Origin of the sequence: Nocardioides plantarum (genome assembly GCF_006346395.1) — a bacterium.
In the GTDB taxonomy this organism is placed as follows: Bacteria; Actinomycetota; Actinomycetes; order Propionibacteriales; family Nocardioidaceae; genus Nocardioides; species Nocardioides plantarum.
In genome coordinates, this window is the sequence record NZ_VDMS01000001.1 from 1,195,456 (window position 1) to 1,208,227 (window position 12,772).

Annotated in this window: 12 protein-coding genes; 4 read left to right on the plus strand and 8 right to left on the minus strand. The window is 69.3% G+C overall.

Translation table 11 applies throughout. The features are described from left to right. The first annotated feature begins 28 nt into the window (after positions 1 to 28). Together FJQ56_RS05550 and FJQ56_RS05555 are read left to right on the plus strand one after the other, a co-directional pair. Positions 29 to 502, plus strand: coding sequence for a helix-turn-helix domain-containing protein (locus FJQ56_RS05550; RefSeq protein ID WP_170215276.1), 474 nt, complete (start codon positions 29 to 31; stop codon positions 500 to 502). A 19-nt stretch (positions 503 to 521) separates the two neighbouring features. Continuing rightward, positions 522 to 1,226: a nucleotidyl transferase AbiEii/AbiGii toxin family protein gene (locus tag FJQ56_RS05555; RefSeq protein WP_211350757.1), complete on the plus strand. Its 705-nt coding sequence runs from the start codon at positions 522 to 524 to the stop codon at positions 1,224 to 1,226. Between the two features lie 48 nt (positions 1,227 to 1,274). Here FJQ56_RS05555 and FJQ56_RS05560 read toward each other — a convergent pair whose 3' ends face one another. From FJQ56_RS05560 to FJQ56_RS05570, 3 genes are read right to left on the minus strand one after another with little or no spacing between them, the layout of a single operon-like run. Next, on the minus strand, positions 1,275 to 3,275 hold the full coding sequence (locus FJQ56_RS05560) for an ABC transporter ATP-binding protein (protein WP_140008159.1): 2,001 nt from the start codon (positions 3,273 to 3,275) through the stop codon (positions 1,275 to 1,277). Then, positions 3,272 to 5,011 (minus strand): ABC transporter ATP-binding protein, encoded by a 1,740-nt coding sequence (locus FJQ56_RS05565; protein ID WP_140008160.1) that lies wholly within the window; start codon positions 5,009 to 5,011, stop codon positions 3,272 to 3,274. Before FJQ56_RS05565 ends, FJQ56_RS05560 begins: the two co-directional genes overlap by 4 nt. Then, positions 5,011 to 5,607: a TetR/AcrR family transcriptional regulator gene (locus tag FJQ56_RS05570; RefSeq protein ID WP_140008161.1), complete on the minus strand. Its 597-nt coding sequence runs from the start codon at positions 5,605 to 5,607 to the stop codon at positions 5,011 to 5,013. The genes FJQ56_RS05565 and FJQ56_RS05570 overlap by 1 nt, the downstream gene beginning before the upstream one ends. 67 nt (positions 5,608 to 5,674) lie before the next feature. On the opposite strand from FJQ56_RS05570, the gene FJQ56_RS05575 reads away from it, so the two are divergent. Next, positions 5,675 to 5,854 carry a hypothetical protein gene (locus FJQ56_RS05575; protein WP_140008162.1) on the plus strand — a complete coding sequence of 60 codons (180 nt, stop codon included), beginning with the start codon at positions 5,675 to 5,677 and terminating at the stop codon, positions 5,852 to 5,854. Positions 5,855 to 6,097: 243 nt separating this feature from the next. Here the strand turns inward: FJQ56_RS05575 and FJQ56_RS05580 are convergent, their stop codons facing one another. From FJQ56_RS05580 to FJQ56_RS05590, 3 genes are all read right to left on the minus strand, one after another. Next, positions 6,098 to 6,712 (minus strand): hypothetical protein, encoded by a 615-nt coding sequence (locus tag FJQ56_RS05580; RefSeq protein WP_140008163.1) that lies wholly within the window; start codon positions 6,710 to 6,712, stop codon positions 6,098 to 6,100. Between the two features lie 160 nt (positions 6,713 to 6,872). Beyond that, positions 6,873 to 7,610: a hypothetical protein gene (locus tag FJQ56_RS05585; protein WP_140008164.1), complete on the minus strand. Its 738-nt coding sequence runs from the start codon at positions 7,608 to 7,610 to the stop codon at positions 6,873 to 6,875. 1,207 nt (positions 7,611 to 8,817) lie between these two features. Continuing rightward, positions 8,818 to 9,405 (minus strand): DNA-3-methyladenine glycosylase I, encoded by a 588-nt coding sequence (locus FJQ56_RS05590; protein ID WP_246083998.1) that lies wholly within the window; start codon positions 9,403 to 9,405, stop codon positions 8,818 to 8,820. A 223-nt stretch (positions 9,406 to 9,628) separates the two neighbouring features. Here FJQ56_RS05590 and FJQ56_RS05595 point away from each other — a divergent pair, with 223 nt between their 5' ends. After that, positions 9,629 to 10,528 carry a hypothetical protein gene (locus FJQ56_RS05595; protein ID WP_140008166.1) on the plus strand — a complete coding sequence of 300 codons (900 nt, stop codon included), beginning with the start codon at positions 9,629 to 9,631 and terminating at the stop codon, positions 10,526 to 10,528. Here the strand turns inward: FJQ56_RS05595 and FJQ56_RS05600 are convergent. Together FJQ56_RS05600 and FJQ56_RS05605 are read right to left on the minus strand one after the other, a co-directional pair. Continuing rightward, complete coding sequence (locus FJQ56_RS05600; RefSeq protein WP_140008167.1) at positions 10,525 to 11,700, minus strand: PAS domain-containing hybrid sensor histidine kinase/response regulator; 1,176 nt, start codon at positions 11,698 to 11,700, stop codon at positions 10,525 to 10,527. The genes FJQ56_RS05595 and FJQ56_RS05600 overlap by 4 nt on opposite strands. Next, positions 11,697 to 12,668, minus strand: a complete 972-nt coding sequence (locus tag FJQ56_RS05605) for a pirin family protein (RefSeq protein WP_140008168.1) — start codon at positions 12,666 to 12,668, stop codon at positions 11,697 to 11,699. The genes FJQ56_RS05600 and FJQ56_RS05605 overlap by 4 nt, the downstream gene beginning before the upstream one ends. Between the last annotated feature and the right edge of the window lie 104 nt (positions 12,669 to 12,772).

Consider the following 12,772-nt stretch of genomic DNA (forward strand, 5'->3'; position numbering starts at 1 on the left):
TTGTTCGCGAATGTATACAATGAGATACATGCCCGCAGCGAGTCCCTCCACCAGCGCCGAGCAGAGAGCGGACCTCGAACGACTCGGGGCGCGCCTGCGCGAGCGCCGCAAGGCCCTGGGGGTCACCGCGGTGGCGTGCGCCGAGGCCGCCGGCGTATCGCGGGTCACGTTGCACCGCATCGAGACGGGCAATCCGTCCGTCACGATCGGCGCCTACGCCAACGTCGCAGCCTCCTTGGGGCTTCATCTGGTGGTGCCGATCCTCGAAGGACCTGGCACTGGCCGAGCCGCTGAGCGGACCCCCGTCCAGGTCGGTGACTATCCGGGCCTCCGCGCGCTGGCCTGGCAGACGGACGCAGGGACGACCATCACTGAGTCCGAGGCCCTCAATCTCTACGAACGCGGGTGGCGTCACCTTGATCAGCAGAGCTTGACCGACCGCGAGAGAGCCTTCATCCAGCACCTTGCTGACACCTACAGCCACGGGTCGCTCCTTGTTTAGGCGCCAGCACCACCAGCACGTGGCCGAGGTGCTGTCGAAGTTGGACGCACCCCTCTTGGCCGCGCACGACTGCTGGTTCGGGGGTGGCACCGCGATCGTTCTCGCCCATGACGAGTACCGGGAGTCGGTGGACATCGACTTCCTCGTCTCTGATCCGCAGTCGTACCGGGCGCTACGAGAACTCGTGCGGGACAAGGGCCTGCGAGGTCTGGCCAGACAAGACCTCGACGTGACACGAGCTCCCCTGATCGATGGGTACGGCATCAGGACAGCGGTCCTCGTGGCTGGCGTCCCCATCAAGCTCGGGATCATCCTCGAGGCCAGGATCGACCTCGATGCTCCGCCCCCCGGCGGGGAGATCTGCGGTGTTCGTGCACTGACCAGGACTGATCAGGTCGCCAGCAAGCTTCTCGCCAACGACGACCGCTGGGCCGACACCTCCACCTTCAGCCGTGACCTCATCGACCTGTCCATGATGAGACCGGACACCGTCACCCTCGAAGCCGGCGCACGCAAGGCAGTGGACGCATACGGCAGGTCGATCGGTGAAAGCCTGTTCAAGGCGATCGAGAGTCTGCGTGAGCGCCCGCAGCGGCTCGAGGAGATCGTTCGCGCCCTCAAGATGGATGCACCGCGAGCGGCGGTGTGGCAGGCCGTTCGCGACCTGGCGGCGACGTGCGAGAAGGTCGATGGCCTCGACCCGGCTGCGTTCCGCGCGAGCTGAGACCACGTCCAAGAGCGACCGTGGGCCCGCGCCGACGGGGACTGAGGCTCAGACCGGCGTGACCGGCTCGGCCGCCGCCGCGAACTGCGCCTGGTAGAGCCGCGCGTAGGCACCCTCGGCCGCGAGCAGCTCGGCGTGGGTGCCCTGCTCGACGATCGCGCCGGACTCCATCACCAGGATCAGGTCGGCGTCGCGGATCGTGGAGAGCCGGTGGGCGATGACGAACGACGTCCGGTCGCTGCGCAGCGCGGCCATCGCGTGCTGGAGCAGCAGCTCGGTGCGGGTGTCGACCGAGGAGGTCGCCTCGTCGAGGATGAGCAGCGCCGGGTCGGTGAGGAACGCGCGGGCGATGGTGACCAGCTGCCGCTCCCCCGCCGACAGGTTGGAGCCCTCCTCGTCGACCACCGTGTCGTAGCCGTCGGGCAGCGAGTGCACGAACCGGTCGACGTACGTCGCCCGCGCCGCCTCGAGCACCTCGGCCTCGGTGGCGCCGGGCCGGCCGTAGGCGATGTTGTCGCGGATGGTGCCGCCGAAGAGCCAGGTGTCCTGCAGGACCATGCCGATGCGCCCGCGCAGCACCGAGCGCGGCAGCGCGGTGATGTCGGTGCCGTCGATGGTGATCCGGCCGCCGTCGAGCTCGTAGAACCGCATCACCAGGTTGACCAGGGTGGTCTTGCCGGCGCCGGTCGGGCCGACGATGGCCACCGTCTGCCCGGGGCGGGCGACCAGCGACAGGTCGGTGATGAGCGGCTGCTCGGTGTAGGCGAACGACACGTGCTCGAAGGCGACCTCACCGCGGGTCAGCGTCCTGCTGCCGCCGTCGGCGTGGTCGGAGGCGGTGATCTCCTCGACCTCCTCCTCGGCGTCGAGCAGCTCGAAGACCCGCTCGGCCGATGCGACGCCCGACTGCAGCAGGTTGACCATCGAGGCGACGGTGGTCAGGGGCTGGGTGAACTGCCGGGTGTACTGCACGAACGCCTGGACGTCGCCGAGGCTCAGCGACCCGCTCGCCACGCGCAGCGCGCCGATGACGGCGACGATGACGTAGTTGAGGTTCCCGACGAACATCATCACCGGCATGATCAGCCCGCTGACGAACTGCGCGCGGAAGCTCACGTCGTAGAGCTCGGCGTTCTGCCGGTCGAACTCCTCCTGCACCGCCTCCTGGCGCCCGAACACCTTGACCAGCGAGTGGCCGGAGAAGGTCTCCTCGATGTGGCCGTTGAGCTTGCCCGTACGCCGCCACTGGGCGACGAACTGGCTCTGCGAGCGCTTCATGATCGCCCGGGTGACGAGCAGCGAGACCGGCACGCTGATCAGCGCCACCAGCGCGAGCAGCGGCGAGATGAAGAACATCATCCCGAGCACCGCGAACAGCGAGACCAACGAGGTCAGCAGCTGGCTCATCGTCTGCTGCAGCGTGGTCGACACGTTGTCGATGTCGTTGGTGACGCGGCTGAGCAGCTCACCGCGCGGTGAGCGGTCGAAGTAGCCGAGGGGCAGCCGGTTGATCTTGTCCTCGACGTCCTGGCGCATCCGGCGCACGGTGCGCTGCACGACGCCGTTGAGCACGTAGCCGGCCAGCCAGCTCAGCACCGACGCGCCGACGTAGATCGCGAGCACCAGCAGCAGCACCCGGCCGACGGCGTCGAAGTCGACGCCCGCGCCGGGTACGACGTCCTGACCCTGCACCGCATCGGGCAGGTCGGCCTCGGGGGTGCCGGCCGGGAACTGCCGGCCGATGAAGCCGTTGAAGACGAGGTCGGTGGCGCGACCGAGGAACAGCGGGCCGACGGCCATCATCGCGACGCTGGCGACGGAGATGACCACGACGAGCAGGGCCGGCCAGCGGTCGGGCGCCATCCGGCGCAGCACGCGCCTGGCCGACGGGCCGAAGTCCATGGCCTTCTGGGCGACCATGCCGCCGCCCATCGGGCCGCGGCCGGGGCCGCCGCCCGGCGCCTCGATCCGCTCGGTGGCCTTGAACTCCGTGACCTGCTTGGGCTTGCGGGCCTGCTGGGGGGCCTGCTGGGGGGTCTGCTCGCTCATGCCATGACCTCCTCGGCCGAGAGCTGGGACGCGACGATCTCCTGGTAGGTGGAGCAGGTCTCGAGCAGCTCGGGGTGGGTGCCGCGACCGACGACCCGGCCGTCCTCGAGCACGACGATCTCGTCGGCGTCGCGGATGGTGGAGACCCGCTGGGCGACCACGACGACGGTCGCCTCGGTGATGACGGGGGCGAGCGCGGCCCGCACCCGGGCGTCGGTCGCCAGGTCGAGCGCCGAGAACGAGTCGTCGAAGAGATAGATGCCGGGGCAGCGTACGACGGCGCGCGCGATGGCCAGCCGCTGCCGCTGGCCGCCGGAGAAGTTGGTGCCGCCCTGCACGACCGGCGCGTCGAGACCGTCGGGCAGCGCCTCGACGAAGTCGCGGGCCTGGGCGACGTCGAGGGCGGCCCACAGCTCGTCGTCGGAGGCGTCGGCGCGGCCGTGGCGCAGGTTGGTGGCGACGGTGCCGGAGAAAAGGTAGCCCTTCTGGGGCACCAGCCCGATCTGGTCCCACAGGACGTCGGGGGCGAGGTCGCGCACGTCGACCCCAGCGACCCGGACGGCGCCGGACGTCGCGTCGAACAGCCGCGGCACCAGGTTGACCAGCGTCGTCTTGCCGGCGCCGGTGGAGCCGATCACGGCGACGGTCTGGCCGGGACGGGCCCGCAGCGAGACGCCGTCGAGCACGGGCGCCTCGGCGCCGGGGTAGGCGAAGGTGACGTCGTCGAGGTCGAGCTCGCCACGGCGGGCCGGGTCGGGGGTCACGGGCTCGGGCGACGGCACCACGGAGGACTCGGTGTCGAGCACCTCGACGATCCGGTCGGCGCAGACCGCCGAGCGCGGCACCTGCATGAGCATGAAGGTCGCCATCATCACCGACATCAGGATCTGCATGAGGTAGCTGAGGAACGCGGTCAGGGCACCCACCCCCATCTGGCCGTCGTCGACGCGGTGGCCGCCGAACCAGATGACCCCGACGCTGGCGACGTTGACCACCAGCATCACCAGCGGGAACATCGTCGCCATCCAGCGCCCGGCGCGCACGGCGACCTCGGTGAGGTCGTCATTGGCCTGCCCGAACCGCTCGCGCTCGTGGGGCTCACGGACGAACGCGCGGACCACACGGATGCCGGTGATCTGCTCGCGCAGCACCCGGTTGACCTCGTCGATGCGGCCCTGCATCAACCGGAAGCTCGGCACCATCCGCGTGATGACGAAGCCGACGGAGACGAAGAGGGCGGGTACGACGACCGCGAGGATCCAGCCGAGGCCGGCGTCCTCGCGCAGCGCCATGACGACGCCACCGACCATCATGATCGGCGAGGACGCCGCGATCAGGCAGGTCATCAGCACCAGCATCTGCACCTGGGTCACGTCGTTGGTGCCGCGGGTGATCAGCGACGGGGCGCCGAAGTGCTGCAGCTCGCGGGTCGAGAAGCGCCCGACCCGGTCGAAGAGGTCGGCACGCAGGTCGCGGCCGAACGCCATGGCCGTGCGGGCGCCGTACCAGGCGGCGCCGACCGATCCGGTGATCTGGAGCAGGGAGACGGCGAGCATGATCGCGCCGATCCGGACGATCGCGCCGGTGTCGCCGACCGCGACGCCCTCGTCGATGATCCGGGCGTTGAGGCTCGGCAGGTAGAGCATCGCGAGCACGCTGACGAGCTGGAGCCCGACGACGGCGAGCAGCCAGGAGCGGTAGGCGGGCAGGCGTTCGCGCAGGAGGCGGAGGAGCATCAGTGGTCTTTCTGGTCTACGGGGCGCAGGAGGCCGTGCAGGACGGTGGAGACGATCTGCTCGGGGCTGAGCAGGTGGCCGTCGGCGATGTGCTCGTGGCTGCCGGCGAAGGTCAGCAGGCGCAGGGTGTGGACGAACTCGTCGACGGGGCAGGCGAGCCGGTCGGCGTCGGCGCCGACGACGCCGTGGAGCAGCAGCCGGAGCCGGGCCCGCCACTGCGCGGCGGCCGGGTCGTCGTGCACGTGGTCGGGCGGGCGGACCAGCCCGACCTTGCGCATCAGCGAGAAGGTCGCCCGGAACCGCTGCTGGAGGATGGCGACCAGCGAGAGGAGTCGCTGCTCGAGCGGGAGGTCGGCGTCGATCTCCTCGATCCGCTGGACCAGGTCGCCGGGCTCGAAGGCGCGCTGGACCGCCGCCTCGAGCAGCTCGTCCTTGGTGTCGACGACCCGGAAGATCGTGCCCTCGGCGACACCGGCCGCCTCGGCGATCTGCTTGGTGGTCACGTTGCTGCCGTGCTCGCGCATCAGCCGCAGGGTGACGTCGACCAGCGCCTCCCGTCGGGCGTCGGGGGCCATCGCGGGGGCTCGTGGGCTCACCGCGCCACTCTAAGTGAGTGAGCGCTCACTCACAACTGGTTTCGGTCTTGCGGACTACCGTGGCGCCATGACCGACGGCCCGAGCGAGAAGAACGTCGACCAGCGAGCCGAGCTGCTCCCCGAGGAGCGGGCGGCGGGCAGCGACGACACCGACGCCCAGGCCCGCGCCATCCTCGAGGAGTCGCAGGAGCGCACCGACGACCCCGAGGGCACCCGGCACGACTCCACGCAGACCCCGGGCGGCTAGGCCATCCAGACGGGTTGTCGACGACCGCGACACTCAATCAGGTCGGGGCGCCCCGGTAGGCGCCGAGGTCGCACGGGTGCATCGCGCGGCCGAGACCGAGTCGCGCGACGAGCCGCACGGGCGGCTGCTGCGGCTCCCGGTTCGAGTCGGCGTCGATCGACAACCCGCACCCGACGTCGAGCCCGTAGGAGGAGCGCAAGGGAGAGTCGACTGGCCTGGTGGTCTCGACGCGACGCTTCTCGGTCAGCAACCCTCGTACTCTCCATGGTCACTGCACAGCACGAACGACCACGGTACGTCTACGTCGAATCTCTTCCCGTCCGCCATGTATTCGACCACGACCGAATCGACGACCACCCCATCCCCGTTGTCAGTGTGCAGTTCAGTGAGCAACTCGATCCGACCTGCGCTCGGCGATGGTGGCGCACAACGACGTCGAACCTGAAACCCTTCCGGGTCAAGCTCCAGGTCGCCCGGAACCTGCCTTTGCACTTCGGGATTGCTCAGTTCACCGCGAACGGCCGAGAGCGGGGCCCACACGGCCGAATCCGGTCGTTGTCGCTCCTTCGCGACGGGGACAATCCTGATGGCGGGCTGGATCGTGGCACCGGGTGTTGCGCGCGACATGTAGCGAATCTCCGAAATCGTGACTGTCGGGCCGTCGGTGCACAGCAGCAACCCGCCGAAAACCGCACCTCGGTTGTCCTCACCCTCTAGCGACCCGAGGGTCCCACGACCACCGCTACCGTTCGACACGCTCAGTGGGCCGCCCGAGATGGGCTTAGAAGATCCACCGTCGCCGCCAGCTGTCGGTGAGGGCGGTGAGGTACACCCGCTCACGAAGAAGGTGAGTGCCATGACCACCCAAAGACGAGACATCAATTGCCCTCTCACTCTCGGCCGCGAGGCATGCAGAAGGACACATTGAATGCGAGTGGAGCGTAAGCCACCGCACGGAGAACCCCACGCATCCAGGCGACTGAGTCGTCGCTCAGCGGGACCCCTGCGCCGGCTGCCTTCATTCTACCCAATAGGGTCGGTCGACCATCTTGCCAGCAAGTGCCGGGTATTCGTCGTACCCGCAAAGCGAGTGCTTTGCGCTTCCAGCGAACTTGTACGAAAGCCTGTTTGACTTCGTGTAAGCCTTTTTCACCGACAGGTTGATGCCAATGATCTTGGCAAACTTGACCGCAGCGCCGTAACTGTAAGCCTTGCCCCTGTCGTCCGTTCGATCGAACTGGTAGTTTCTCGGCTGATTCGCGCAGTACTTCTTCCATCCGGGGCGGACTAGCCCGCTTGTGTTGTCCTGGGCACCGCCGGTTTCGACGTGGGGGCGCTGGTAGCGGGTCTCGCCCTTGCACCCCTCACCAAGAACGTAATAGTGGTAGTTCACCTGTATCTGGTAGCTGCGGGCGACCTTGAGGGGGTCCCAGGTCCCCGTCCATGAACCGCCCACAGTCCGCGTTCCGCTCGCTTTGTAGTCGAATCCGCTGCCACCAGAAGTCTCTACGCCGATTGCCACACCATATTCAGTCTCGTTGGAACTCCCTTGACTGTGCGCCATCCACGACGTGGTGTACCCGGCCGGGTACGAAGTTCCGATAATGGAGTACACGTTCCGATCGCCCTTGTATTTCTCCTTGAGACATTGCTGGGCGTCACGAGAATCCGTAGTCGGCACTTCAGCTTCGACAAACTGCTCGGGTGGTATGTCGACTCCGTCGAGTTCCTCGTCGTCCTCGTCGTCGCGTGTCACATCATCCCCCCTCAGCTGCGCCGAACTCTTCAGTACCGGATAACCAGCCGAAGTTCGCGACCCGCTCAATCGCGGGGATGAGTCCAAGACTGAAATCCAGCTGTAGTGAGACGTGGGCTGATTCGACGATCGAGCGCCGCTTCCTTCAGGCAAGGGTTGGAGCCCAGCGCGAGCCGACAGGAAAGTTGTCCACGTGTCACCGCGAGCGTCAGTAACATAAAGAATGAAGTCCACAACGCCGTCGGGCCGCCGTGCGGAGTCAGGAACATCCAAAGGACTAGCAAGCACCGAAAATTCCGAGCCTAGATCCCCGAGGGTAGCGGGAACCGGAAGGAGTGATTTAGTGGAGCCCACTAGCTCTTCACCTGTCGAGGGAGGCACAGCAAACAACTGGACCTTCCGCGCCTCTCCTGCGCTTGGGACGGACGCAATCACTAGAGGCGGCACGTCCCTCGGCGACGCAGCAAAAGACGACGTCTGTATCGGCGAAAACATAGACGCTACAAGCGTCAAGGAAATAGCGATCGCTAGTTGAACGCCGCGTCGCCAAGCTCGGGAACTGCGACGGCAAATTTTCTGCATGGCGTATTGACGCATGGGATCCACCATTGGTCAAAATGGCAAGCTCTCACTCTGCCCTCAAAGGCCCGTGGCGGCGCTCCGGGATGTAGTGCGGCACCACAGGCGGAGCGGCTTGCGCTGTCAACATGGCTCGACAACTGTTCGGACTGAGCCCCGTCCGACCGGACTTGTTCGCGGAGAAAAGTTCTTCGGAGTGGGTAAGTTCACCCCCTTTGATCCGTCGCGGCGTGCTATCGGGGTACACGCTTAGCGCCACGTCGGAGGTTTCGTTAATCCGGATGCCCAGGACGCGCGCAGGAGGGGGCAGCGTCGAGGGTCAGGACCCAACCGGGTGGTGTACTTCTATCGCGTCACCGTCCACGACGTAACAGGACCCACGTCGCGACTTCCGGCCGAGCTCCACGGAGTTCCGGTCCGCGACTGCGCGGCATACCTGCGAAGCCGTCTCGAGGTCCCGCCATCCGCTCCTCAGCCGGTCACCCCGGAACCCCCGGACACACGGCCCGAACCGCGAGCTGTCCGGCAGCGACGACACCGACGCCCAGGCCCGCGCCATCCTCGAGGAGTCGCAGGAGCGCACCGACGACCCCGAGGGCACCCGGCACGACTCCACGCAGACCCCGGACTAGCGGGGCTCACCGCCCCGGCGGAAGCATCCGGTCAGGTGGGGGTCGAACAGGCCGAGGGCCTCCATCAGCGCATACATCGTGGTGGGCCCGACGAAGGCGAAGCCGGCCTTCTTCAGCGCCTTGGACAGCGCCGCCGACTCGGCCGAGGTCGTCGCCATCGTCGCCGTGTCGTCGTACGCCGGGCGGTCGGCCGGGGCGAACGAGAGCACGAACGCCTCGAGCCCCTCGCGCTCGCGCAGGGCGAGGGTGGCGCGGGCGTTGGTGACGGCGGCAGCGATCTTGAGCCGGTTGCGCACAATGCGGACCTCGCCCATCAGCCGCGCCTGGTCGGCGTCGTCGAACGCGGCGATCCGCTCGGCGTCGAAGCCGCAGAACACCTCGCGGAAGGCCTCGCGCTTGAGCAGGATCGTCGACCACGACAGGCCCGACTGGAACGCCTCGAGCGTCAGGCGCTCAAGGTAGGCGGCCTCACCGTGGACGCGGGTGCCCCACTCGGTGTCGTGGTAGTCGCGCATCACCGAGGCGGTCGGGCCCGCCCACGGGCACCGGGTGACGCCGTCGTCGCCGAGCAGGGGTCCGACCATGGGCGTCATCCTGCCGGGTCTCGACAAGCTCGACCACCGAGGGACGGCTCGACCACCGAGGGACGGCTCGACCACCGAGGGACGGCTCGACCACCGAGGGACAGGCTCGACCACCGAGGGCCGGGCTCGACCACCGAGGGCCGGGCTCGACCACCGAGGGCCGGGCTCGACCACCGAGGGCCGCTCAGCGCCCGGGGTCGGCCGGCGTGTCTATGCTGCGCCGGTGCCCCGTCGATGTCGTGCCGCCGTGGTGGCGGCCCTCCTGGGCCCCGTCGTCGTGCTGGCCGGCTGCTCGGGCGGCGACGACGGCGCCGACACCGGTTCGGCCGCCACGCCGACCGCGGTCGGGGACCGGCCGCTCGTCGAGGTGCTCGACGCGGGCGCCGACGACCGACGGGTGCTGGCCTTCGACCCGGCGCCGGACTCCTCGTCGGAGGCGACGATCGAGGTCGCCCAGCGGGTCTCCCGCGACCAGGAGCCGACGGTGGTGCCCCCGGTCTCGATCCCGTTCACGTCGAAGGTCACCGGCGTCGACCGCGCTGACGGAGACAGCGACGCGACCCTGACGACGACGCAGACCTACGACCGGCCGACCGTCGATGCGACGGGGTCGAGCTCCTCGGCCGTCAGGGACGTCGAGCAGGCCCTGTCGTCCCTGGCCGGGACGACGTCCACGCTCGTCGTGCGCCCCGACGGCACCACGGTGGAGGCGGCGAGCGGTGTCCCGGCGGCGGATTCGGTCGATGCCCAGGTGCGCGAGCTGGTGGCGGTGCTGCCCTCCGAGGCGGTCGGGATCGGTGCCCGCTGGACGGCGACCTCGGTGGACCAGGTCGACGGAGCCGTGGTCGACCAGGTCGCGACGTACGCGCTGACCGCGCTCGACGGCGACGCCTACGAGATCGAGGTGACCATCGACCAGACCTACCGTCCGGGCCAGGTCGAGGAGGTCGAGGTCAGCTCGGGACGCGGCACCCTCACCGCCACGCTCACCGGGTCGCTGGACCGTCTCCTGCCCGACACCGCGCGGGGCAACGTCGCGTCCCAGGTGTCCTACGTCGTGGGCGGTCAGCTCACCGAGGTGCGCACCACCGCGACGCTGGGGCTCGAGGCCGGCGTGTCCTAGACCAGGCCGAGCGGCAGCACGAACGAGAAGGTGCTGCCCCGACCGGGTTCGCTCGCGACGCCGAGGACGCCGCCCATGAGGGTCGCCAGCTGGCGCGAGATGGCCAGGCCCAGGCCGGTGCCGCCGTACTCGCGGGTGATCGAGGAGTCGGCCTGCTGGAACATCTCGAAGATGACGGCCTGCTGGCCGGCGTCGAGCCCGATGCCGGTGTCGGCGACCGTGAAGCGCACGGCGACCTGGTCGTCGGTGACGTCGCCGGGCAGCTCGGCGCGCTCGGCCGCCGCGACCCGGACCTCGATGCCGCCCTCGTGGGTGAACTTGCCGGCGTTGTCGACGAGGTTGGTCAGGATCTGCCCGATCCGCTCCCGGTCGCCGACCAGCTGTCGCGGCAGGTCGCGGTCGACCGTGCAGACGAGGTCCAGGCCCTTGTCGTCGACGGTGCCGCGGACGACGAGGGCCGCCTCGTCGACGAGCTCGGCGAGCGTGAACGGCGCGTTCGTGATCTCGGCCCGTCCCGCCTCGACGCGGGAGAAGTCGAGGATGTCGTTGACCAGGCGAAGCAGGCGTTCGCCCGATCGCTCCATCAGGGTCACGAGCTGGTGCTGGTGGGCGGTGAGCGCGGTGTCGCCCATGAGCTCGGCCGCGGCCAGGACGCTGGTGAGAGGGGTCCGGATCTCGTGGCTCATGGTGGCCAGGAACGCCGACTTGGCCGTGCTCGCGCTCTCGGCGGCCCGACGGGCGTCGCGCAGCTCGCGCTGGAGCAGCCTGCGCTCGGTGATGTCCTCGGCGATACCGACGACCTCGACGACCTCGTCGCCGACGACGACCGGCAGCCCGATGATCTCGAGCTCACCGAAGGTGCCGTCGGCGCGCCGGAACCGGACGTCGAAGGTGCTGGGCAGGCGGTCGAGGAGCCGGGTGAAGTGGCCCACGACCGTCGGCACGTCCTCCTCGAGCAGCAGCGCCAGGAACGGCTGGCCGAGCAGCTCCTCGGCGGTGTAGCCGCCGCTCAGCAGCAGGGCCTCGCTGTTGACGGAGATGAAGCGGCCCTCGAGGTCGAGCGAGAAGATCCCGTCGGGATGGAACTCGGACAGCGACCGCAGCCTGGCCTGCGCGAGCTCGAGCGCACCGACCGGGTGGTCGGCGCCCTCGTGGTGCGGGTCGGTGGTCATCTGCGCTCCCGCAGCCGGACGTGGGGCAGCTCGGGCGCGGGGACCGGGGCCCGGTCGTCGCCGACCGGGATACCGAAGTGCCCGTCGGCGTACGTCGATCCGTCGGCTCCCCCGTGGACCTGCGCCTGCCACGCGGCGCGGAAGGCCACCACCTCGTCGTGGGTGCGGCCCACGAAGTTCCACCACATCACGACGGCCTCGCCGAACGGCGGGCCCCCCAGGAGCAGCAGCCGGACCGGCTCGTCGCCGGCCACGAGGTCGAGACGAGCCGAGCCGGGTGGCACGTAGACGAGGTCGTGGGTCGCCGCGTCGTGCCCGGCGACCCGCACGGTGCCGGTGTCGAGCAGCACGCCGTGCTCGAAGCCCGCGTCGACGTCGAGGGCGACGGCGGTCCCCGGGGCGAGCAGGAGCTCGGCACCGAGCAGGGGCGTGGCCGTCTCGACCGGCGAGGTCACCCCCAGCAGCGAGCCGAGGAACACGCGGGCCTCGAGCCCGTCGCCCCGCACCGGGTCCGGGGCGTGGTGGACGAACCCGGGCTCGCCGTGACGTGCGTGCTCGGGCAGCGCGACCCAGAGCTGCGCACCGTGGAGCGTCGTGCTCGCCGCGGTCGAGATCTCGGAGTGGCTGATGCCCCGACCGGCGGTCATCAGGTTGACCTCGCCGGGGCGGACGAACGCGTGGTGGCCGGCGCTGTCGCGGTGCTCGATCTCGCCGGTGAAGAGCCAGCTGACGGTCTGCAGGCCGGTGTGGGGATGCGGCGGCATCACCATGTCGAGGTCGTCGGGGCCGTAGTGGTCGACGAAGCACCACGCGCCGATCAGGCTGCGCTGCCGCGACGGCAGCGTGCGTCGTACGGTCATCGCCCGCGGGCCACCCAGCGGCACCTCGCGAGGCCCGAGCACCTCGACGGCGACGGCCGGCCCAGCGGCGCAGGTGACCTCGTCGGGGTGGGGGTCGAGCGCGCTCATCCGCCTATCGTGACACCGCCGCCGCCCCTCGGCACCGGTGGACGGGGTTCGTGACCCGCCCGCTCTCCTCGGCAATAGCCCGCTGAGGCCTGTCCCCCGACACC

Bases quoted from the DNA above. Each gene is read 5' to 3' on its own strand.
- FJQ56_RS05550 (WP_170215276.1), top strand. From the start codon at position 29: ATGCCCGCAGCGAGTCCCTCCACCAGCGCCGAGCAGAGAGCGGACCTC.
- FJQ56_RS05560 (WP_140008159.1), bottom strand. From the start codon at position 3,275: ATGAGCGAGCAGACCCCCCAGCAGGCCCCCCAGCAGGCCCGCAAGCCC.
- FJQ56_RS05565 (WP_140008160.1), bottom strand. From the start codon at position 5,011: ATGCTCCTCCGCCTCCTGCGCGAACGCCTGCCCGCCTACCGCTCCTGG.
- FJQ56_RS05575 (WP_140008162.1), top strand. From the start codon at position 5,675: ATGACCGACGGCCCGAGCGAGAAGAACGTCGACCAGCGAGCCGAGCTG.
- FJQ56_RS05580 (WP_140008163.1), bottom strand. From the start codon at position 6,712: ATGGCACTCACCTTCTTCGTGAGCGGGTGTACCTCACCGCCCTCACCG.
- FJQ56_RS05590 (WP_246083998.1), bottom strand. From the start codon at position 9,405: ATGGTCGGACCCCTGCTCGGCGACGACGGCGTCACCCGGTGCCCGTGG.
- FJQ56_RS05600 (WP_140008167.1), bottom strand. From the start codon at position 11,700: ATGACCACCGACCCGCACCACGAGGGCGCCGACCACCCGGTCGGTGCG.
- FJQ56_RS05605 (WP_140008168.1), bottom strand. From the start codon at position 12,668: ATGAGCGCGCTCGACCCCCACCCCGACGAGGTCACCTGCGCCGCTGGG.